Raw genomic sequence first — 18,651 nt, 5'->3', positions numbered from 1 at the left:
ATGTCACGTGTTGGTAAAAAGCCTTTAGAACTTCCAGCAGGTGTTACAGTTACGAACGAGAGCAACACTGTAACTGTAAAAGGACCAAAGGGTGAATTAACTCGTACATTCCACCCTGAAATCGAAATTAAAGTTGAAGACAACGTATTAGTTGTTAATCGTCCTAGTGACAATAAAGAGCACCGCGCTCTTCACGGAACTACTCGTAGCCTTTTAGGTAACATGGTTGAAGGTGTTACTAAAGGATTCGAACGTGGTTTAGAATTAGTCGGTGTAGGTTACCGTGCACAAAAATCTGGTAGCAAATTAGTATTGAGCGTTGGATACTCTCACCCAGTTGAGATTACTCCTGAAACAGGAATCGAAATCGAAGTTCCTTCTCAAACTAAGATCGTTATTAAAGGTATTGATAAAGAACGCGTAGGTGCATTAGCTGCAAATATTCGTGACGTTCGTCCACCAGAGCCTTACAAAGGTAAAGGTATTCGTTACGAAGGCGAATATGTACGTCGTAAAGAAGGTAAAACTGCTAAGAAGTAATGCCGGTTAGGTAAAAGAAAGGAGTGCCCGAAATGATCACGAAGCTTGATAAAAACAAAGTTCGTAAAAAAAGACATGCTCGTGTTCGTGCGAAGTTATCTGGAACTGCAACTCGTCCGCGTTTAAACGTGTTCCGTTCTAATCAACATATTTACGCACAAGTTATCGACGATTTAAATTCAGTAACAATCGCAAGTGCTTCAACGTTAGATAAAGACCTGACTTTAGAAAGCACTGGTAACACTGAAGCTGCTATCAAAGTTGGCGAATTAGTCGCTAAACGCGCAGTAGAAAAAGGTGTAAACGAAGTAGTATTCGACCGTGGCGGTTATTTATATCATGGCCGTGTTAAAGCATTAGCTGACGCTGCTCGTGAAGCTGGATTACAATTCTAATTGTAAAAGGAGGGAAAATCATGCGTCGTATTGATCCAAATAAATTAGAGCTTGAAGAACGTGTTGTTACCGTTAACCGCGTAGCTAAAGTTGTGAAAGGTGGACGTCGTTTCCGCTTCGCTGCATTAGTTGTAGTTGGTGACAAAAACGGTCACGTTGGATTCGGTACTGGTAAAGCACAAGAGGTACCAGATGCAATCCGTAAAGCAATTGAAGATGCGAAGAAAAACTTAATTACTGTACCTATGGTTGGTACAACTATTCCACACGAAATCCTTGGACAATTTGGTGCAGGTCAAATTTTCTTAAAACCTGCTTCTGAAGGTACAGGAGTTATCGCTGGTGGCCCAGTTCGTGCGGTACTAGAATTGGGTGGAGTAAGTGATATTCTATCTAAATCTTTAGGTTCAAACACTCCAATCAACATGGTACGTGCAACTCTTAACGGTTTAGCTAACCTAAAACGTGCTGAAGATGTTGCAAAACTACGTGGCAAGACTGTAGAAGAACTGTTAGGATAAGGGAGGGATATGGAATGGCAAACAAACTAGCAATTACCCTTACTCGTAGCGTAATTGGTCGTCCAGAAGATCAACGTGTAACTGTTCGTACACTTGGCCTACGTAAGTTAAATCAAACTGTCGTTCAAGACGATAATCCTGCAATTCGCGGAATGATTAACAAAGTAGCTCACCTTGTTACAGTAAAAGAGCAATAAGTATAAATTGTCACTCTAAGGAGGTGCTCCGGAATGAAACTTCATGAATTGAAACCAGCTGAAGGTTCACGTAAAGTACGTAACCGTGTAGGTCGTGGTACTGGTTCAGGTAACGGAAAGACTTCAGGTAAAGGTCACAAAGGGCAAAACGCTCGCTCTGGCGGTGGCGTAAGACCTGGCTTCGAAGGTGGTCAAACTCCTTTATTCCGTCGTCTTCCAAAACGTGGGTTCACTAATATCAATCGCAAAGAATACGCGATCGTTAATTTAGAAGCTCTTAACCGTTTTGAAGATGGAACTGAAGTAACACCAGAATTATTAATCGAAACTGGTTTAGTAAGCAAAGCAAAAGCTGGCGTTAAAGTACTAGGAAACGGTACATTAAACTCTAAGCTAACTGTTAAAGCTGCTAAATTCTCTTCAACTGCTAAAGAAGCTATCGAAGCTGCTGGCGGTACAGTTGAGGTGATCTAATGTTTCAAACAATCTCCAATTTAATGCGCGTGCGTGAAATAAGACAAAAAATCTTTTTCACTTTGTTAATGTTAATTGTCTTCCGAATTGGTACATTTATTCCTGTACCAAGTGTTAATACGGATGTACTAAAATTGCAAGATGGGTTAAATGTATTCGGGGTTCTGAATACATTTGGCGGCGGCGCGTTAAAAAACTTCTCCATTCTTGCTATGGGCATTATGCCTTATATTACAGCATCCATCATCGTCCAATTATTGCAGATGGATGTTGTACCTAAGTTTACAGAATGGTCAAAGCAGGGAGATGTTGGGCGCCGTAAATTAGCTCAAGTAACTCGTTATGGAACAATTGTGCTTGGATTTATCCAGGCTTTAGGTATGTCTATAGGATTCAACAATATTTCGGGCGGACAATTGATCGCTAATCCAGGAATTTCTACGTATCTTCTAATTGCTACAGTGTTAACGGCAGGTACTGCCTTCTTAATGTGGTTAGGAGAGCAGATTACTGCAAAAGGCGTAGGTAACGGTATTTCCATCATTATCTTTGCTGGGATTGCAGCTGGTATTCCGACAACATTAAATCAAATTTATGCACAGCAATTTGAAGACGTTGGGGATCAATTATTCATTCGTATCGTAACGGTAGTTTTAATTGCGATTGCAGTTTTAGCTATTATTGTTGGGGTTATTTACTTCCAACAAGCGCTACGAAAAATTCCTATTCAATATGCAAAGGGTTCAGCTGGTCGTAATCCTGTTGGAGGTCAATCCACTCATTTACCGTTAAAAGTAAATGCAGCTGGGGTTATTCCTGTTATCTTTGCAGTTTCATTTATTATCACACCACCAACAATTGCATCATTTTTCGGTCCAAATGATGTAACGACGTGGATTCAGAATACATTTGACTATACTAAGCCAATTGGTATGATAGTGTATGTAGCGTTAATCATTGCTTTTTGTTACTTCTATACATTTGTTCAAGTTAACCCTGAACAAGTAGCAGAGAACTTGAAAAAGCAAGGTGGCTACATCCCAGGCATCCGTCCTGGTAAAAGCACACAAGCTTATTTAACGAAAGTGTTATATCGTCTGACATTAATCGGTTCGATATTCCTTGCGTTAATTGCTGTGTTGCCGGTTCTGTTCATCAAAATTGCAAACTTACCATCATCTGCTCAGATCGGCGGTACTAGTTTGTTAATTGTTGTCGGTGTAGCTCTTGAGACAATGAAACAGCTTGAGAGTCAATTAGTGAAACGCCATTATAAGGGATTTATTAAGTAAAGCTGTTTAGTGGGAAGCAAGCTGCTTTCCCATTAAACGGATAAGATACTGAGGGGGAAGCAAGAAATGAATTTAGTGTTAATGGGCCTTCCTGGTGCTGGGAAAGGTACTCAAGCAGAAAAAATCGTTGAGCATTACGATATCCCTCATATCTCAACAGGAGATATGTTCCGAGCTGCAATTAAAGAAGGAACGCAACTAGGTTTAAAAGCTAAATCATTTATGGACCAAGGTAACCTTGTTCCTGATGAAGTAACAATTGGAATTGTGCGCGAGCGTTTAAACAAACAAGATTGTGAAAACGGCTTTTTACTTGATGGCTTCCCAAGAACAGTAGCCCAAGCAGAAGCTCTTGAAACAATTACAAAAGAACTAAACAAGCAAATTGATTATGTGATTAATATTGATGTAGATCAAAGCATTTTAATGGAGCGTCTTACTGGACGCCGCATTTGTAAAGATTGCGGAGCTACTTACCACTTAGTATTCAATCCTCCTGCGAAAGAAGGAGTTTGTGACAAATGTGGCGGAGAGCTTTACCAACGTGCAGATGACAATGCTGAGACGGTTTCAACTAGACTTTCAGTTAATGTTAAACAATCTCAACCTCTACTTGATTTCTATCAAGAAAAAGGTTATCTACGCAATATTAATGGTAATCAAGATATTAACATTGTGTTTGAGGATGTTCGTCAATTACTTGCTGGGGTTAAGCAATGATCATTTGCAAGACACCAGAGGAAATTGAGGTCATGCGTGAAGCTGGACGAATCGTGGCTTTAACTCATCTAGAGTTAAAAAAGCATATCGCTCCAGGTATTACGACTATAGAATTGGATGCAATTGCTGAAAATTTTATTCGTCAACATGATGCAATTCCGTCTTTTAAAGGGTATAATGGTTTTCGCGGCAGTGTATGTGTTTCTGTGAATGAAGAATTAGTTCATGGTATTCCGGGTGAACGCAAGCTTAATGAAGGAGATATCATCAGTTTAGACATCGGAGCTAAATTCGGTGGCTATCACGGTGATTCAGCTTGGACATATGGAGTAGGAAAGATTTCATTAGAAAATCAAGAGCTGCTTAATGTGACTGAGCAATCTCTCTACAAGGGATTAGCAGAAGCTAAGCCGGGTGAGCGTTTGTCGAATATTTCACATGCTATTCAACAGTACGCAGAATCACGTAACTTTTCGATTGTAAGAGAATATGTTGGCCATGGGGTCGGCAAAGACTTACATGAAGATCCGCAAGTACCTCATTATGGTCCACCGAATAAAGGACCGCGTCTACGTCCAGGCATGGTATTGGCAGTTGAGCCAATGGTGAATGCTGGTATGCGATATGTAAAAACATTACCTGATAACTGGACAGTTGTCACAGTAGATGGTAAAATGTGTGCGCACTTCGAACATACTATTGCAATTACTGAGACGGGATATGAAATTCTGACAGCATTGTAATGTTAAAGGATGTTATCTCTATCCATTCCTCGCTAGATGCACTGGACAGTAAACAGTAATTATCTAAATTCACGATGATCGTTTTTCGTCTGAATTGCTGTTAAAATGGTAAAGATGTATATTAGCGTCAATCATCTTGAATTTAATGATTACGATCTCCGGATGTTCAGAACAGGTTCTTTTTAAGTCGTTTAATGATAGCTTGTTACTGTTTCAAAGAAAGGAGAGCACTTTAATGGCAAAAGACGATGTAATTGAAGTTGAAGGTACAGTTGCTGAAACTTTACCTAACGCTATGTTCAAGGTAGAATTAGAAAATGGTCATACAGTACTTGCTCACGTATCAGGAAAAATTCGCATGCATTTCATTCGAATCTTACCTGGTGATAAAGTAACTGTAGAATTGTCACCATACGATTTAACTCGCGGTAGAATTACGTACCGTTTCAAATAAAACCTATGCACTCCGTACTATCAAGGAGGTATGAAACATGAAAGTCAGACCATCAGTTAAACCAATCTGCGAAAAATGTAAAGTTATCCGTAGAAAAGGTAAAGTAATGGTAATTTGTGAAAACCCTAAGCATAAACAAAAACAAGGTTAATCAATAAGGAGGTGCACTATTCATATGGCACGTATTGCTGGTGTTGATATTCCTCGTGACAAGCGTGTAGTAATTTCATTAACATACATTTTCGGTATTGGTCGTCCAACTGCTGAAAAAGTTCTAGCTGAAGCTGGAGTTTCTGAAGATACTCGCGTTCGTGACTTAACAGAAGAAGAATTAGGTAAAATTCGTGATATTTTAGATAGCTATAAAGTAGAAGGCGATCTTCGTCGTGAAGTTTCTTTAAACATCAAACGTTTAATTGAGATTGGTTCATACCGTGGTATCCGCCACCGTCGTAGTTTACCAGTTCGTGGTCAAAACAGTAAAAACAATGCTCGTACACGTAAAGGCCCACGCCGTACTGTAGCGAACAAGAAGAAATAATTAGTAAGGGAGGTCATTAACAGATGGCACGTAAAACTAATACACGTAAACGTCGCGTGAAAAAGAATATTGAAGCTGGTGTAGCTCATATTCGCTCAACGTTTAACAACACTATTGTAACAATTACAGATGTTCACGGTAATGCGATTGCTTGGTCTAGTGCAGGCGCACTTGGCTTCAGAGGTTCTCGTAAATCTACTCCATTTGCTGCGCAAATGGCTGCTGAAACTGCTGCTAAAGTTTCTATGGATAACGGAATGAAAACTCTTGAAGTTACAGTTAAAGGCCCTGGTGCTGGTCGTGAAGCAGCTATCCGTGCTCTTCAAGCTGCAGGTTTAGAAGTAACAGCTATTAAAGATGTTACTCCTGTACCTCACAACGGATGCCGCCCACCAAAACGTCGTCGTGTATAATTAATATGTATAGATTCTATTTCGTTGTCTATAATGATGATGGTGTAGAATTTATTCATGCAACGAAATGTTTTCCATTTGTTGTGCACATTCGGGAACTGTCTAATAGGGAATTTCGGTTAGGCATTTGAGAAATCAGCCGTCTAGCCGAGGTTTCGACGTTTTGAAGGAGGGTTTATATTGATAGAGATTGAAAAGCCAAAAATCGAAACGGTAGAAATCAGCGATGATAGAAAGTACGGTAAATTCGTCGTCGAACCACTTGAGCGTGGATATGGTACTACTTTGGGTAACTCCTTACGTCGTATCCTATTATCCTCACTCCCTGGTGCAGCTGTAACATCTATTCAAATTGAAGGTGTATTACATGAATTTTCAACAGTTCCTGGAGTTGTTGAAGATGTAACAAACATCATTTTAAACGTTAAAAAGTTAGCGTTAAAGATTTACTCTGATGAAGAGAAAACACTTGAGATCGATGTTAAAGGTCCTGGTACAGTAACGGCTGCTGACATTCAAGCAGACAGCGATATCGAAGTTCTAAATCCGGATCTTCATATTGCAACACTTGAGTCAGATGCTCATTTCCGTATGAGACTTACTGCTCGCACAGGTCGAGGTTATAATCCTGCCGATGCTAACAAGCGTGAAGACCAACCAATTGGTGTACTTCCAATTGATTCAATCTATACGCCTGTTACTCGCGTATCGTATTATGTAGAGAATACTCGTGTTGGTCAAATGACAAATTACGATAAGTTAACGTTGGATGTTTGGACTGACGGTAGCATCGAGCCAGAAAAAGCTGTTGCTTTAGGTGCAAAGATTCTAACTGAACACTTAAATATCTTCGTTAACTTAACAGATGAAGCTCAAAAAGCAGAGATTATGGTAGAAAAAGAAGAAGACCAGAAAGAAAAAGTTCTAGAGATGACGATCGAGGAACTGGATTTATCTGTTCGTTCTTACAACTGCTTAAAACGAGCAGGCATCAATACTGTACAAGAGCTTGCTAATAAAACAGAAGAAGATATGATGAAAGTTCGTAACTTAGGCCGTAAATCTTTAGAAGAAGTTAAAGCTAAACTTGAAGAATTAGGTTTGGGTCTACGTAAGGACGACTGATTATATCTACCTGTTTAACTACTTAACAAAGGAGGGGACCTCACATGTCTTACCGTAAATTAGGTCGTACAAGCGCACAACGCAAGGCGCTTCTTCGTGATTTAACAACTGATTTAATCATCAGTGAACGCATTGAGACAACTGAAGCTCGTGCAAAAGAATTACGTTCAACTGTTGAAAAAATGATTACTTTAGGTAAACGTGGAGATCTACACGCTCGTCGTCAAGCTGCATCTTACATCCGTAATGAAGTAGCTAACGAAGAAGCTGGTCAAAGCGCTTTACAAAAACTATTCAGCGATATTGCTACTCGCTACGAAGATCGCCAAGGCGGTTACACTCGTATCTTAAAAGTTGGACCTCGCCGTGGTGACGGTGCTCCAATGGTTATCATTGAATTAGTTTAATATTTTTAATACAGATAGAAAAGGGCGAGACAGTGTGTAACTAGTCGTTGCCCTTTTTTTATACCTAAAACTGGGTAAATAGCGTAAAAAATCAATGTAGGCAATGCTGCAATAGAAAAAGCTGAGAGGAAGATAGCGTTGAAAGAAATGTCTTTAGAGGTAAAAGATTTATGCTTTCGATACGATCCTGAAGCAGACCTAACATTAGATCACCTTTCTCTCTCTGCTTATAAAGGTGAATGGTTAGCGATAGCTGGACATAATGGATCTGGTAAGTCGACGCTGGCACGAATTCTAAACGGCCTTTTGCTACCTGAAAAAGGAACGGTTCGAGTGGGCGATACTCTTTTATCTGAAGAAACAATATGGGATGTGCGCAAGCAGATTGGAATGGTGTTTCAAAATCCAGATAATCAATTTGTTGGCTCAACCGTTCAAGACGATATTGCTTTTGGGCTTGAAAACAACGGGATTCCATTTGAGATTATGGAAAAACGTATACCTGAAGCAATCGAAATGGTCAATATGAGTGCTTTTCTGGATCAAGAGCCTCATCAGCTATCAGGTGGACAAAAACAGCGTGTGGCCATTGCGGGTATAATTGCCGTACAGCCATCTGTCATCATTCTAGATGAAGCAACATCTATGTTAGATCCTATTGGGCGAACTGAAGTACTTGAAACTGTTAGAAAATTAAAAGAAGAAAAACAACTGACGGTTATTTCAATTACTCACGATTTAGATGAAGTAGCAATGGCTGACAGAGTCGTTGTGATGAACAAAGGGAAGATCTATGCAACAGGTACTCCACGCGAAGTATTTGCATTAGGTTCCAAGTTAACGGATATTGGACTAGACTTGCCGTTTTCCGTTAAACTAAGCCATCGTTTTGCTTCCGTAGGAATTCCTTTATCAAAAATTCATTTAACAGATGAGGACTTGGTGGACGAACTATGGACATTATATTCAAAGAAGTAGAGCACCGTTATCAAGTTAATACACCATTTGAACGAATTGCTCTACATGACTTAAATTTAAACATTCAATCAGGTACATTTTTGGCTGTTATTGGCCATACTGGTTCTGGGAAATCAACAATCATACAGCATCTGAATGCCTTATTGAAGCCAACTGCTGGTGAAATTCAAATCGGTGAGCGCACCATTAAAGCCAATCGAAAAGAAAAGAATTTAAAAGCTATTCGTCAGCAAGTAGGCGTGGTGTTTCAATTTCCAGAACATCAGCTTTTTGAAGAAACGGTGGAAAAAGATATAGCTTTTGGACCAATGAATTATGGCGTTTCGGAAAAAGAAGCAAAGCAAAAAGCAAGAGAGCTTATCAAGTTAGTAGGATTGCCAGAAGACATTCTCGCCAGATCTCCTTTTGATTTGAGTGGTGGACAAATGCGTCGTGTAGCGATAGCAGGTATTCTAGCGATGAATCCTAGTGTGCTAATTTTAGATGAGCCAACTGCTGGATTGGACCCTAGAGGGCGTCAAGAAATTATGAATATGATTTATCGTCTTCATAAAGAAAAAGGCTTGACGACGATTCTCGTGACTCACAGCATGGAAGATGCAGCTATGTACGCAGATGAGCTAATTGTGATGAATAAGGGAACGATTGCGATGAAAGGGTCACCTAGAGAAGTATTTGGTCAGCATACGCAGTTAAAAGAATATGGATTGGATGTTCCAGAATCGCTTCGCTTTATGCTGAAGCTGCAAGAGAAATTTCAGCTTGAAGCATCGGATACGGTTATTACCTTTTCTGAGGTGGTAGAGAAAGTGCAGCACCTTATGCAGCAAGGTGAACGATTATGATGAACTCAATCATTATTGGTAAGTATGTGCCGGGTCATTCGGTTGTCCATCGAATGGATCCTCGGGCCAAGCTGCTTCTCGTATTTGCGTATGTATTAATTGTGTTTTTAGCAAATAATCCTATCGGCTATGCTTTTTTAGGTGTGTATACCCTTATGATAGTGGCCATGAGTAAAGTGCCCGTCTCGTTTATTTTAAGAGGGTTAAAGCCCGTTATGTTTATTATTATCATCACGTTTCTTTTGCACATTTTTATGACAAAGGAAGGTCCTCTTTTGTTTGAATGGGGATGGTTTTCTGTCTATAAAGGCGGCCTTATTCAAGGTGTTTTAATTTCCTTGCGCTTCTTGTTCTTAATTTTAATTACGACGATGCTAACTTTAACGACTACGCCTATTGAAGTAACAGATGGAATGGAAAGCTTGCTGAATCCATTTAAAAAGCTTAAGCTTCCCGTACACGAATTAGCTTTAATGATGTCCATTTCTCTTCGCTTTATTCCTACATTGATGGAAGAGACAGATAAAATTATTAAAGCGCAGACAGCACGAGGAGTGGACTTTAGCAGCGGCCCCCTTAGGGATCGTTTGAAAGCTGTTGTTCCTTTACTTGTTCCTCTATTTATAGGTTCATTTAAGCGTGCTGAAGAGCTAGCTATTGCCATGGAGGCAAGGGGTTATAAAGGCGGAGAAGGGCGTACAAAGTATCGTCAATTGAAATGGGGAAGCATAGATACAATTATGCTTTTACTTCTGCTGGCAGTAGCAGTTGTTTTAGTGCTGATTAGAACGTAAAGATTGTTTGGTGAAAAGATGAAACGTTTAAAATGTATAGTTGCATACGACGGCACACACTTTTCAGGTTATCAAGTTCAGCCCAATAAGCGAACTGTTCAACTGGAGATTGAAGCCGTTTTAGAGAAAATGCATAACAAAAAAGTTCCGATTTACGCCTCTGGACGAACGGACACAAATGTTCATGCACAGGGGCAAGTCATTCATTTTGATACAAACCTAAATATTCCATGTGATAAGTGGAAAAAAGCATTGAATTCAATGCTACCAGATGATATTGTAATGAAGAATGTATGTGAAGTTGATGCACATTTTCACGCCCGGTATGACGTTACTTCAAAAGAGTATCGCTATCATATTTTGCGCGGCGAAGATCGAAATCCTTTCACTCGTTCTTATGCATACCATTACCCTTATCCATTAGACTACTCAAAAATGAAAAAAGCCATCACATATTTACTCGGTACACACGACTTTACAAGCTTTTGTTCAGCGAGAACAGAAGTGGAAGATAAGATTCGTACGATTTACAAGATTGATATGTATGAAGAGAATAGTCAGCTTGTGTTTAGATTCGTTGGAAGTGGCTTTCTGTATAATATGGTTCGTATTCTTGTTGGAACGCTTTTAGAAGTGGGACAAGGCCGTATTGAACCAGATGCTATAAAAGATATTCTAGAAAGCAAATCACGTCCTCGTGCAGGAAAAACTGCGCCTTCGCAAGGACTATATTTATGGCGCGTTTTCTATGACAACTAAACCTGGTGTAACATTTTCTTGACATTAGTAGCTTAAAGATATAATATATCATATGGTATGTATTTTAACCCCACGGTTAGCCCCGGAAATTAATCGTGTTGAAATAGAAGGTTGAAATAATTTTATAATTGATGATGAAAATTAGGAGGGAAACTCATGCGTACAACTTTCATGGCGAAAGCAAACGAAGTAGAGCGTAAATGGTATGTTGTCGATGCTGAAGGTAAAACTTTAGGTCGTTTAGCAAGTGAAGTAGCATCAATCTTACGCGGTAAACATAAACCAACTTTTACACCACATGTTGATACTGGTGATCACGTGATCCTTATCAATGCGTCAAAAATCGAACTAACAGGTAAAAAATTAACTGATAAAATTTATTACCGTCACAGCATGCACCCAGGTGGTTTGAAACAACGTACAGCATTAGAAATGCGTACTAACTACTCTGAGAAAATGCTTGAATTAGGAATCAAAGGCATGCTTCCAAAAGGTAGCCTAGGCCGTCAAATGTTCAAAAAATTACATGTGTATGCTGGTGAAACACATCCACATGAAGCACAAAAACCAGAAGTTTACGAACTTCGCGGATAATTAATAAGAGGAGGTTATTATCTTGGCACAGGTACAATATTACGGAACTGGTCGTCGTAAAAGCTCTGTTGCTCGTGTACGTTTAGTACCAGGTAACGGTCGCGTAACAATCAACGGTCGTGAAATCGAAGAATACATTCCATTTGCTGCACTACGTGAAGTAGTAAAACAACCACTTGCTTTAACTGAAACTGTAGGTAACTATGACGTATTTGTAAACGTTAATGGTGGAGGTTATGCAGGTCAAGCTGGCGCTATTCGTCACGGAATCTCTCGTGCTTTATTAGAAGCAGACCCTGAATACCGTGGAACATTAAAACGTGCTGGTCTATTAACTCGTGACGCTCGTGCGAAAGAACGTAAAAAATACGGTCTTAAAGGCGCTCGTCGTGCACCACAATTCTCAAAACGTTAATTTTATATTACGTTTCAAGCCTTGGTCTTTGGACCAAGGCTTTTTTTATTTGTTGTTTGCGTATGAGACGAAGGCTTGTGCAGACAATATGTAAAAAAGGGAGGCGTTATGGTGAACGAGGTTACATATTTAAAAGAAAAACGTTATGAAAAAGAAATGAAATATGAACGCAAAGTCCTAAGAGAACTGTCGTTTGATTTACTTCAAGAGAGGCTGCGCCGTTATTTTCATCCCATGTTTCAGTGGAATATGCTAGGAGACGAACATGTGGAGGAGTACTGTCTTGATATTGCCATCGAATCATTTTTATTAGGTGCCCGGGTGAGTAAACGTGGTAAAGGCTACGAAGACTTTCAGAAGCACAGTAAGCAAGAAGAGTCTCTTTTAATTGATACATTGTACGGAGCCGTCAGCATGTCTGTAACAGATCTTTATCAAGACGGTCTGTATTATTTGTGTCAAGGATATGTGCAAGACTGGTGGAAAGAAGGTTATCGTACCGCAGAAAAAAGACGTCGGTTACGTTTGCATTAAAAAGTACTCATAATTCCCGTTCTTGTCCCATATAGAAATAAATAGGTGAGGCAAGAAGGGAAGGGATAAAATGTCTAAAGTAAAAATAATGAGCACAATTATAGCGCTTCTCGTTCTTTTTGTCATTGTACAATATCAGATAGATCATAGAACATCATCCGGTTCGCTTTCACTCCCTCTTAGCGGGAAAGTTATTGTACTAGATCCTGGACACGGCGGTGTTGATGGAGGAGCGGTAGGAGAGGATGAAGTGCTTGAAAAAGAAATAACTCTTAAAATTTCATTAATGCTTCGGGACTATCTACAAGAGCAAGGGGCACTTGTTATTATGACGAGAGAAAAAGACGAAGACTTAGCGGCCAAAGATACAAGAGGATACAGTCGCAGAAAAGTAGAAGACTTAAAAAATCGCTTAACGATGATTAATAAATCCAATGCTGATTTGTACTTAAGTATTCACTTGAATGCTATTCCATCCTCTGCGTGGAGAGGGGCTCAAACTTTCTATTACGGATCCCTAAAAGAAAACGAGCAAGTGGCCAAACTCATTCAACAAGAGCTAAGAAATAACCTGGACAATACGACTCGTGAAGCAAAAGCTATTCAAACTCTTTACCTTCTTAAGCATTCTAAGCCACCCGGTGCTTTGGTTGAAGTAGGGTTCTTATCAAATCCTACAGAACGTAAAATGCTTCAATCGAAACGCTATCAAAAAAAGTTAGCTGAATCCGTTTATGAAGGAGTCAGCCGGTATTTTACTGGAGAAAAGCCGAAATAAAAAGCATAGCATCCTTCTATTCAGAAAAATCTAATATGTATGATATACTTGATAGTATAAATAAATAGATTTTAACATGGTGGTGGGAGTATGCTAACGGAAAAGCAAGTAAAAGAAGTAGTAGGGGAAATTACAGATCCATTTTTAAATAAAAAACTATCAGAAACAGATGCGATTAAAGAAATAACAATTAAATCTGAAAAACAGCATATAAGCCTGAAGATTGCTGTTGCAAAAACAGGTACTAGTGAACAGCTGAGCCTTCAAGGCACAATTGTAGAAGAATTAAAAAAAGCAGGTGTACAGTCGGTTGGACTGCGATTTGTTGAGTTTACGCCTGAGGAACTTCAGCAGTACCGTGCTGAGCAGCCGAATACTGGCAACTTACTAACTAGTCCGAATGCGCCTGAATTTATTGCTATTGCCAGCGGTAAAGGAGGCGTTGGTAAATCAACAGTCTCTGTTAACTTGGCCGTTTCTCTAGCTCGTTTAGGAAAGAAAGTTGGTTTAATTGATGCTGACATTTATGGATTCAGCGTTCCAGATATGATGGGAATCACACAGCGTCCTGTAGTAGAAGGTGAAAAGATTATCCCAGTTGACCGTTTCGGAGTAAAAGTTATTTCCATGGGCTTCTTTGTAGAAGATAATTCACCTGTTATCTGGCGAGGACCTATGCTTGGAAAAATGTTGACAAGCTTTTTTACAGAAGTTGAATGGGGAGAATTAGATTATCTTCTACTAGACTTACCTCCCGGAACAGGTGATGTCGCATTAGACGTTCACTCTATGCTTCCTGCTTGTAAAGAAGTGATTATTACAACACCACATCCTACAGCGGCATTTGTTGCAGCTAGAGCGGGTGCTATGGCTTTGAAAACCGACCATGAGGTAATTGGAGTTGTAGAAAATATGGCCTACTTTGAAAGCCAGCTAACAGGGGAAAAAGAGTATGTATTTGGTAAAGGCGGAGGTCCAAAACTCGCTGAGGAACTTCAGACAGAGCTGTTAGGACAGCTTCCGTTAAGTCAGCCTGACTGGAATGAAGAAGATTTTGCACCTTCCATTTACGATGAATCGCATCGTTTAGGTAAAATATATGGAGAGATTGCAAGCAAGATTGCATTTATTTGCGAAAATGAAAAAGCAGCAACAGGAAAATAACGAAAAGCACGCGCTCGAACAGCGCGTGCTTTTTGCTATTATACAGAGAGTTCAATCTGCGCCTTTTTTAAATCAAATGCAAGGTTTTGTTTTAAGAGAGCTAAAAATGTTTTTCCGGCTGTACTTACGGTGTGAGACTGGTGCTTTAAAATGCCGATTGCAGGCCCCTCATGCAAGTCATGAATCGTTTTAACCACTACTTGATCTGGCGGAAGAGTTGCGCTTATTTGTGGAACAACGGCTACTCCTAAGTTTTCTTTTACAAAATGCTGAAGTGTGCTAATAGTGCCTAACTGGACTTTAGCAGGCAGTTGGCCTGTTCGTTCAAAGATTAGCTGCTCAATTTTCTTTTGAACGGAAGAGTGCCCAGCTGTAATCAGCGTTTCGTGTATTAAATCTTTTGCAAAGATTGTTTTTCTTTTTGTTAGAGCATGATTGAATGGTAGTAGCAGCACAAGTTTTTCCGTTAGTAGTGCCTCAAATTCTATATCTCTGAACGATTCTGAGACAGTGCCAATCGCGAAATCAATTTCTTGATTGCGTATATGTTGATGAAGATGCTTTTCGTCTGCAACGAGTAAGCTAATTTCTGTGTTGGGATATCTTTTTTTAAATAATGAGAGAATGGAAGGCAGTCGACTGCTTGCTGTAGGCTCTGCAGCACCTATACGGATAGTGCCAGCTTCGCCTGTTGAATAATCCTTTAAGGTGTTATTTAGATATTCATATTCCTTTAGTAAAATATTTGCCCGCTCGTAAAAGATTTTACCTGCTTCAGTAAGTTTTATGCTTTTTCCTCGTTCTAAAAGCTTAAATCCTAGTTCGGATTCCAACTTTTGAATGTGCAGTGTAATGGTAGGCTGAGAGTACTTTAAATATTCAGCGGCTAATTGAAAGCTTCCTAAACGAACAATGGTTTGAAACGTTTTAATAACGCGAAATTCCATCGAATTCCCTCCTTTTGCTATAAAACGATTGTGTTAATTTCTAATATTTTACCATAAAGCTAAGAATTAAAGTTTACAATTCCAATAAAAATACTAAGTATTAAAAAATATAAAGAAGTTATTTAGGTTTTTTAATAAAAATAAATGGCATAATTAAATACGCACCTCATATGAGATGCGTATTTAATCACTGCTGTTGCTGTTCTCCGCCTGAATCAGATCCAGAGGAAGAAGAACCCCCATCGTCGCTGCTTTGTTTTTGTCCACCTTGTGTTTCTTCAGCGGCTTTCAAAAGAATGTCTTGAATTTTAGATTGATAAAGAGGGCTATCAAACGTTTCGGTCATAATCTTTTGTAAATAAGTGCGATATTCTTTACTCTTTAAAACAGTCAGTACTTCTTTTTCCATAGCCGGATCCTTTAAAACATCTTGAAGCATTCCTTGATATTCAGGATCTTTCATCAGTTGTTTGATGACCGTCTTATTTTCTTTTTCCAAACTTTTAGCAAAGCTTTCAGCAAACTTCGGATCATCCATGGCTTTTTTCCAAAATTCCACGCCTTTATCTGAGACTAGGGTTTGAGAAATTGTATCTTTTATCGCGTTTTGATCCATTAAAATATCTTGTCTAACAGAAGGGTCTTTCATAATTGCCTCGACTGCTTTTTTTCCTTCATCTGTTTTTAAAATATCAACAACCATTTTCTTTGTTTGATCATAATCCATACCATTGTTCTCTTCATCTTGCGGTGCACAGGCTGTAGCTAAAAGCATACACATTCCTATATAAATGAGGAGCATGAGTCGCTTTTTCATAGTAATGAGCTCCTTTCCTAATATGCTTACGCTTAATATGAGATAATCAAGGTTTTTTATTCATAAAAGAGCTCTAGATTTTTCAAAACGTGATTGGTACAATTTATGAAAAGGTACAATTTTGTAACTTATGGGGGAGATGGAAGTGAATAGTCGAAATTGGGTTCGTCTATTTCTAACCACGTTAGCTGTCGGGGGGATAAGTACAGCTTTTGTTGGATTTGCGGTGCGCTGGGGGGAATACGGTCATTTATTTCAACAAGGAAAGATAGGAGAAATTGTTGCTGTTTTAACATGGCTCGTAGGCGTAGGGTTTATTTTTAGTTTAATTAGTCAAATGGGGTTTTTTGCATATTTAACTATTCACCGATTTGGGTTGGGAATTTTTAAATCTGCATCACTTTGGAAATCGGTTCAAATTGTATTTGTTTTATTTGTATTATTTGACGTTGCTTATTTTCGATATAAGTTCTTTCAACAACCGGGAGAAGGCATAGGCAAGTATATTTTGTTAAGCGTTTTCTTGTTAGCGGTAGGGTTGTTAGTGGCGTATGCAAAGAAAAAGCAGACGAATAAAGAGGCTTTTGTACCAGCGCTGTTTTTTATGATTGTTGTAACGACAATTGAATGGTTCCCTGCGCTGCGAACGAACGAAGAAAGCTGGCTTTACCTTATGGTGTTTCCACTTCTAATTTGTAATATGTATCAACTTCTTATTTTGCCGAAACTTCTTACGCACGAAAGAATAGCAAAAGCAGACAAATAGTATATTTGTCTGCTTTTGCTTTCCATATACAGTGCGAATAGATCTTAGCGGATATCTTTTACTTGGGTTTTTGAATTTGAAATTAATGTTGAAACACTTACGTTTGAGACTTTTTTATTTTGTAATGAATTCTTGATATATGGAATAGCCTTTGCTGTTTGTTGAGCGGAGTCAGACGCGTGCAGCAAGATAATATCTCCCCCATCTAAGGGTTTTGTGACATTCGATACAATCTTTTCAACTCCTGGATTTGTCCAGTCTTTAGAGTCGATGCTCCAGTGCACGGTTGTATATCCTATATCCGCTGTTAATTTTAAGATGTCTTTATTAAATTGCCCGTTAGGAGGCCGAAGAAGGTGAACATCTTTAAGTCCTAGGGAATCAAAGACTTTCTTTGATTTTGCAAGATCTTGTCTAATTTCATTAGGTTTTAGGCTTGTATAGGAAGTATAGTCATAGCCCATTGTGCCAATTTCGTGGCCTTCTTTTTTTATGCGCTCTACAACATCTGGATGACGTTCAGCCCATGAAGCAGATAAAAAGAAAGTAGCATGTTCAATATGCTGTTTTTTCAGTTCATTTAGAATAGGAATAGCTCTTTCGTCTCCCCAGCTGATGTTAAATGTAAGAGCGACTTCGGAATTTTTATCATCCGCCTTATAAACAGCTCGTGGACCGTTATCTGTTGAAAACACAGGAAAGTGAAACGTCTGTTGAGCATAAAGAAAAAAGCTTGTAAACAAAGCAGCAACTACGATAAGCATTGTTTGTTTGATTCTTTTGGCTCGAATAGTATAAAACATATTCATTTTGTCACCTCATTTAATAAGTAGTACTTGTCTAATTTGTATGCGTTTTGTCTACAATTAATAACAGGTAAGGAAAAGAACGACTGATTTTATTTTGATGTTTTGAGAATCAATGTCGCAAAAAGCAGGTGAATCAATGAAAATTTGTTTATTTAATCAAGTGGAGTGTTTAGAGTTAGAAGCACTACTCAGAGAAGAAATGAAAAGAACAAACGTTGCTTTTCAACAAAGTTTGAATCATGTAGTTCTTGAACGAAACATTCAAGAGAAGTACCAAATCCTTTCAAAGATCTTGCTAAGGTTCAGTGAAAACAGGGAAGTAAATAAGGTTTTTTGGTAAAACGAAAAAAAATTTTTAAAAAGTGTTGACTTTATATAGTACAGATGTTAAATTATTAAATGTCGCTGATGGGTGATTGGAAAACAATCGCAATTCATCAGAAATAAAATATTAAAAAGTTGTTGACAAATGAACGACAACTTGTTAATATAAAAAAGTCGCTCAAGAGCGACGGTTGAACTTTGAAAACTGAACAAAGCGACAAACGTCAACGTTAAATTTTATTTTTAAATTGAGCAAGTCAAACATTTCTTCGGAGAGTTTGATCCTGGCTCAGGATGAACGCTGG

At 38.8% G+C, this 18,651-nt stretch carries 27 protein-coding genes; 24 read left to right on the top strand and 3 right to left on the bottom strand.

Annotated features, from left to right (window positions below):
• From rplF to AC0KUU_RS27890, 23 genes are all read left to right on the top strand, one after another.
• A complete protein-coding gene (gene rplF / locus AC0KUU_RS28000) occupies positions 1-540 on the top strand; it encodes a 50S ribosomal protein L6 (RefSeq protein ID WP_013054942.1) in 540 nt (179 codons plus the stop codon).
• A 32-nt stretch (positions 541-572) separates the two neighbouring features.
• Positions 573-935 carry a 50S ribosomal protein L18 gene (rplR, locus tag AC0KUU_RS27995; RefSeq protein ID WP_013054943.1) on the top strand — a complete coding sequence of 121 codons (363 nt, stop codon included), beginning with the start codon at positions 573-575 and terminating at the stop codon, positions 933-935.
• A 20-nt stretch (positions 936-955) separates the two neighbouring features.
• Positions 956-1,456 (top strand): 30S ribosomal protein S5, encoded by a 501-nt coding sequence (gene rpsE / locus AC0KUU_RS27990; RefSeq protein WP_013054944.1) that lies wholly within the window; start codon positions 956-958, stop codon positions 1,454-1,456.
• Between the two features lie 14 nt (positions 1,457-1,470).
• Positions 1,471-1,653, top strand: coding sequence for a 50S ribosomal protein L30 (gene rpmD, locus AC0KUU_RS27985; RefSeq protein ID WP_013054945.1), 183 nt, complete (start codon positions 1,471-1,473; stop codon positions 1,651-1,653).
• Between the two features lie 33 nt (positions 1,654-1,686).
• Entirely contained in the window at positions 1,687-2,127 is a 441-nt protein-coding gene (rplO, locus tag AC0KUU_RS27980; RefSeq protein WP_013054946.1) for a 50S ribosomal protein L15, read from the top strand.
• On the top strand, positions 2,127-3,419 hold the full coding sequence (gene secY / locus AC0KUU_RS27975; RefSeq protein WP_013054947.1) for a preprotein translocase subunit SecY: 1,293 nt from the start codon (positions 2,127-2,129) through the stop codon (positions 3,417-3,419). The genes rplO and secY overlap by 1 nt, the downstream gene beginning before the upstream one ends.
• Positions 3,420-3,485: 66 nt before the next feature.
• On the top strand, positions 3,486-4,139 hold the full coding sequence (locus tag AC0KUU_RS27970; protein ID WP_013054948.1) for an adenylate kinase: 654 nt from the start codon (positions 3,486-3,488) through the stop codon (positions 4,137-4,139).
• Positions 4,136-4,882: a type I methionyl aminopeptidase gene (map, locus tag AC0KUU_RS27965; RefSeq protein ID WP_322551666.1), complete on the top strand. Its 747-nt coding sequence runs from the start codon at positions 4,136-4,138 to the stop codon at positions 4,880-4,882. Before AC0KUU_RS27970 ends, map begins: the two co-directional genes overlap by 4 nt.
• A gap of 235 nt (positions 4,883-5,117) precedes the next feature.
• The gene (gene infA, locus AC0KUU_RS27960; protein ID WP_010285101.1) at positions 5,118-5,336 is read left to right on the top strand and encodes a translation initiation factor IF-1; all 219 of its coding nucleotides are present in this window, start codon (positions 5,118-5,120) and stop codon (positions 5,334-5,336) included.
• A gap of 37 nt (positions 5,337-5,373) precedes the next feature.
• Positions 5,374-5,487, top strand: a complete 114-nt coding sequence (rpmJ, locus tag AC0KUU_RS27955; protein ID WP_003156543.1) for a 50S ribosomal protein L36 — start codon at positions 5,374-5,376, stop codon at positions 5,485-5,487.
• 24 nt (positions 5,488-5,511) lie between these two features.
• A complete protein-coding gene (gene rpsM, locus AC0KUU_RS27950; RefSeq protein WP_013054950.1) occupies positions 5,512-5,877 on the top strand; it encodes a 30S ribosomal protein S13 in 366 nt (121 codons plus the stop codon).
• Between the two features lie 23 nt (positions 5,878-5,900).
• Positions 5,901-6,290, top strand: a complete 390-nt coding sequence (rpsK, locus tag AC0KUU_RS27945) for a 30S ribosomal protein S11 (RefSeq protein WP_013054951.1) — start codon at positions 5,901-5,903, stop codon at positions 6,288-6,290.
• A 180-nt stretch (positions 6,291-6,470) separates the two neighbouring features.
• Positions 6,471-7,415 (top strand): DNA-directed RNA polymerase subunit alpha, encoded by a 945-nt coding sequence (locus AC0KUU_RS27940; RefSeq protein WP_013054952.1) that lies wholly within the window; start codon positions 6,471-6,473, stop codon positions 7,413-7,415.
• Positions 7,416-7,459: 44 nt separating this feature from the next.
• Entirely contained in the window at positions 7,460-7,822 is a 363-nt protein-coding gene (gene rplQ, locus AC0KUU_RS27935; RefSeq protein ID WP_013054953.1) for a 50S ribosomal protein L17, read from the top strand.
• Positions 7,823-7,960: 138 nt separating this feature from the next.
• Positions 7,961-8,800: an energy-coupling factor ABC transporter ATP-binding protein gene (locus AC0KUU_RS27930; protein ID WP_013054954.1), complete on the top strand. Its 840-nt coding sequence runs from the start codon at positions 7,961-7,963 to the stop codon at positions 8,798-8,800.
• Entirely contained in the window at positions 8,776-9,645 is an 870-nt protein-coding gene (locus tag AC0KUU_RS27925) for an energy-coupling factor ABC transporter ATP-binding protein (protein ID WP_162215143.1), read from the top strand. Before AC0KUU_RS27930 ends, AC0KUU_RS27925 begins: the two co-directional genes overlap by 25 nt.
• Positions 9,642-10,439: an energy-coupling factor transporter transmembrane component T family protein gene (locus AC0KUU_RS27920; RefSeq protein ID WP_043982706.1), complete on the top strand. Its 798-nt coding sequence runs from the start codon at positions 9,642-9,644 to the stop codon at positions 10,437-10,439. The genes AC0KUU_RS27925 and AC0KUU_RS27920 overlap by 4 nt, the downstream gene beginning before the upstream one ends.
• An 18-nt stretch (positions 10,440-10,457) precedes the next feature.
• The gene (gene truA, locus AC0KUU_RS27915) at positions 10,458-11,198 is read left to right on the top strand and encodes a tRNA pseudouridine(38-40) synthase TruA (protein WP_013054957.1); all 741 of its coding nucleotides are present in this window, start codon (positions 10,458-10,460) and stop codon (positions 11,196-11,198) included.
• A gap of 156 nt (positions 11,199-11,354) precedes the next feature.
• Positions 11,355-11,792, top strand: a complete 438-nt coding sequence (gene rplM / locus AC0KUU_RS27910; RefSeq protein WP_013054958.1) for a 50S ribosomal protein L13 — start codon at positions 11,355-11,357, stop codon at positions 11,790-11,792.
• A 22-nt stretch (positions 11,793-11,814) separates the two neighbouring features.
• Positions 11,815-12,207 (top strand): 30S ribosomal protein S9, encoded by a 393-nt coding sequence (gene rpsI, locus AC0KUU_RS27905; protein ID WP_013054959.1) that lies wholly within the window; start codon positions 11,815-11,817, stop codon positions 12,205-12,207.
• Between the two features lie 108 nt (positions 12,208-12,315).
• The gene (locus AC0KUU_RS27900; RefSeq protein ID WP_013081382.1) at positions 12,316-12,741 is read left to right on the top strand and encodes a DUF2521 family protein; all 426 of its coding nucleotides are present in this window, start codon (positions 12,316-12,318) and stop codon (positions 12,739-12,741) included.
• Between the two features lie 70 nt (positions 12,742-12,811).
• Positions 12,812-13,519, top strand: a complete 708-nt coding sequence (gene cwlD, locus AC0KUU_RS27895; protein WP_043982704.1) for an N-acetylmuramoyl-L-alanine amidase CwlD — start codon at positions 12,812-12,814, stop codon at positions 13,517-13,519.
• A 90-nt stretch (positions 13,520-13,609) separates the two neighbouring features.
• Positions 13,610-14,683, top strand: a complete 1,074-nt coding sequence (locus AC0KUU_RS27890) for an Mrp/NBP35 family ATP-binding protein (protein ID WP_034654900.1) — start codon at positions 13,610-13,612, stop codon at positions 14,681-14,683.
• A gap of 38 nt (positions 14,684-14,721) precedes the next feature.
• Here AC0KUU_RS27890 and AC0KUU_RS27885 read toward each other — a convergent pair whose 3' ends face one another.
• Positions 14,722-15,630, bottom strand: a complete 909-nt coding sequence (locus tag AC0KUU_RS27885; RefSeq protein ID WP_043982703.1) for a LysR family transcriptional regulator — start codon at positions 15,628-15,630, stop codon at positions 14,722-14,724.
• 187 nt (positions 15,631-15,817) lie between these two features.
• Positions 15,818-16,447: a spore germination lipoprotein GerD gene (gene gerD, locus AC0KUU_RS27880; RefSeq protein WP_013054964.1), complete on the bottom strand. Its 630-nt coding sequence runs from the start codon at positions 16,445-16,447 to the stop codon at positions 15,818-15,820.
• A gap of 145 nt (positions 16,448-16,592) precedes the next feature.
• Here gerD and AC0KUU_RS27875 point away from each other — a divergent pair, with 145 nt between their 5' ends.
• Entirely contained in the window at positions 16,593-17,213 is a 621-nt protein-coding gene (locus tag AC0KUU_RS27875; RefSeq protein ID WP_043982702.1) for a KinB-signaling pathway activation protein, read from the top strand.
• Positions 17,214-17,257: 44 nt separating this feature from the next.
• Here the strand turns inward: AC0KUU_RS27875 and pdaB are convergent, their stop codons facing one another.
• Positions 17,258-18,022, bottom strand: coding sequence for a polysaccharide deacetylase family sporulation protein PdaB (gene pdaB, locus AC0KUU_RS27870; RefSeq protein ID WP_043982700.1), 765 nt, complete (start codon positions 18,020-18,022; stop codon positions 17,258-17,260).
• Positions 18,023-18,651: the final 629 nt, after the last annotated feature.

Source organism: Priestia sp. ST2, from assembly GCF_055810735.1.
Note: the sequence above shows the minus strand (reverse complement) of the source record. Positions and strands in the feature narration are given on the sequence as shown.